Raw genomic sequence first — 2,095 nt, forward strand, 5'->3', positions numbered from 1 at the left:
GAGTGATTGGGGGGAAAATTTAGGGATTTTTTCCCTGAAAATTAGGTAATTGACCACCTGAAAATGGGTAAAACCCCACACCCCACACCCCACACCCCACACCCTGCCCCCACGAAAAACTTTTTCAGCAGCCCCTATTTAATTGGGGGTTAAACCACCAAGAATGGCTAGGACTTGCTGAAAAAGTACGGGCGAAGCATTCGGATAGAAAATCTACGGTTTCACCGATAGGTTATTGTCCGAATGCTTCGCCCCTACAGGACGCGGGCCGATGAAGACGCAAGGTTTTGAACGACGATTCTCTCAAAATCTTGCACCTGTGAGAGCAAAACAGAACCCTAAAACTCTTACCTCGTCTATATTTCACATTTATTCAGCAAGCCCTATCTACCAATCTATCTGAACAGGATATTTTGCTAATATTGAATCATGGCTAATCAGTCTAGCATTTTCAAGATTAGCTTGAGCAACTAACAAGCGGTCAAATGGATCTTTATGGATGTTAGGTAAAGTATTTAAAGCTAAAACATGGCTGACTGTAATTGATAAAAGGCTAATTTGGTTAGTTTCCTGCTGAGTATTAATCATTTCTGCTAAAGGTATCTTGAGTGATAGTTTACCTAGTTGTAGTTTGATTTGCATTTCCCAAATACTTGTAATACTAAGTAATAGCGTATTACTAGGATCTCTACACAGTTCTAAAGCTCTTTGAGAGAGTTTTTCTGGTTCGCTATCCCACCAAATAAATGTATGGGTATCTAAAAGAAATTTCATGATTCACCTGTCCAAAATTCTTCAGGAAGTGGCTCATCAAAATCTTCGCTAGTCCTAATTTTTCCAGCGTGTAGTCCTGGTTGTCGTAACTTAGGAGAAGGAGTTTCAGACGTTGTTTTTTCAGTATCTCCCCAAGGAATTAGACGAGCTACAGGCTTGTTTCCTGCGGTTATAATAATTTCAGTATCTACCTTTATTAAGGCAAGTAGTTCTTGTAAAGTTAACTGTACTTGATTGAGATCAATAGTTTTGTTTGACATGAATAATTTTCTCTCTTTATTTACTTCACAAAATAAAACAGGATTCAGTGATAACTGCCTCACAAGTTAATAAAGGGTTGGCAACTTTTTCCCATTGCTGAATTACCCAATTGTGATAATTATCACTCCGGTATGTCTTGGAATCGCAGATCTTTTATTTAATTGGGGGTTAAACTACCAAGAATGGCTAGGACTTGCTGAAAAAGTACGGGCGAAGCATTCGGGCAATAACTTATCGCTGAAACCGTAGATTTCCTATCCGAATGCTTCGCCACTACAGGACGTGATCGATAAACTGTTTGCGTTTCATACAACAATTTTCTCTTCTTGGTAGTTTCCCCTAGTAGCGGAAATTGCTTCCTGTTTATTCAATTCTAATGCTTCGCTAAGAGTAATTTTTAGGCTTTCTAATAACTGATCACGAGATGCTTCTTGACAGTTAACTCCCGGAATTTCTTCTATCCAACCAATCCACCAATCTCCGTCTGGCTGAATGATAGCTGTGTAGGTGTTAGTCATAGAATATCTCCTTAGCTAAAATACAAATATATATTATTATACTCGATTTAGGAAACTCTGAAACCGCTCATCTCCCCGAATCTGCTCAAAATCTTTATCTGTTTTCGCCATATCCTGATATTCGACATCAAGATTGATGGCGCGTTGTAAGTTTTCGATAGCTAATTCCACATTATTTTGTAAGCCATAACAGCAAGCTTTATTGTAGTAAGCATTAGCATAATTTGAATTAATTTCTAAAGCTCGATCGTAGGATGCGATCGCTTCCTCAAATCTGCGTAAATTCTTTAACGGAATCCCTCGGTTGTTCCAAGCTCCATGGTAATCGGGTTTAATTTCTAAAGCTCGATCCCAGGATGCGAGCGCTTGTTCAAATCTGCCTAGATTACCTAACGCAATCCCTCGGTTGTTCCAAGCATAAGGGTCATCGGGTTTAATTTCTAAAGCTCGATCGTAGGATGCGATCGCTTCTTCAAATCTGCCTAAATTACCTAACGCAATCCCTCGGTTGTTCCAAGCTTCATGGTAATCGGGTTTAATTT

4 protein-coding genes are annotated in these 2,095 nt (G+C 39.3%); all 4 read right to left on the reverse strand.

The window, feature by feature from the left end; all coding sequences use genetic code 11:
* Positions 1-387: 387 nt before the first annotated feature.
* Positions 388-774, reverse strand: a complete 387-nt coding sequence (locus tag O9332_RS03220; RefSeq protein ID WP_002760548.1) for a type II toxin-antitoxin system VapC family toxin — start codon at positions 772-774, stop codon at positions 388-390.
* On the reverse strand, positions 771-1,034 hold the full coding sequence (locus tag O9332_RS03225; RefSeq protein WP_288023605.1) for a type II toxin-antitoxin system Phd/YefM family antitoxin: 264 nt from the start codon (positions 1,032-1,034) through the stop codon (positions 771-773). The genes O9332_RS03220 and O9332_RS03225 overlap by 4 nt, the downstream gene beginning before the upstream one ends.
* Positions 1,035-1,340: 306 nt before the next feature.
* Positions 1,341-1,553 (reverse strand): hypothetical protein, encoded by a 213-nt coding sequence (locus O9332_RS03230; protein ID WP_002760549.1) that lies wholly within the window; start codon positions 1,551-1,553, stop codon positions 1,341-1,343.
* 36 nt (positions 1,554-1,589) lie between these two features.
* On the reverse strand, positions 1,590-2,095 hold a 506-nt coding region (locus tag O9332_RS03235), incomplete at its 5' end, for a tetratricopeptide repeat protein (RefSeq protein ID WP_288023608.1).

The sequence above is a fragment of the Microcystis sp. LE19-10.1B genome, from assembly GCF_027530565.1.
Classification (GTDB): Bacteria; Cyanobacteriota; Cyanobacteriia; order Cyanobacteriales; family Microcystaceae; genus Microcystis; species Microcystis aeruginosa.

Bases quoted from the DNA above. Each gene is read 5' to 3' on its own strand.
- O9332_RS03220 (WP_002760548.1), bottom strand. From the start codon at position 774: ATGAAATTTCTTTTAGATACCCATACATTTATTTGGTGGGATAGCGAA.
- O9332_RS03225 (WP_288023605.1), bottom strand. From the start codon at position 1,034: ATGTCAAACAAAACTATTGATCTCAATCAAGTACAGTTAACTTTACAA.
- O9332_RS03230 (WP_002760549.1), bottom strand. From the start codon at position 1,553: ATGACTAACACCTACACAGCTATCATTCAGCCAGACGGAGATTGGTGG.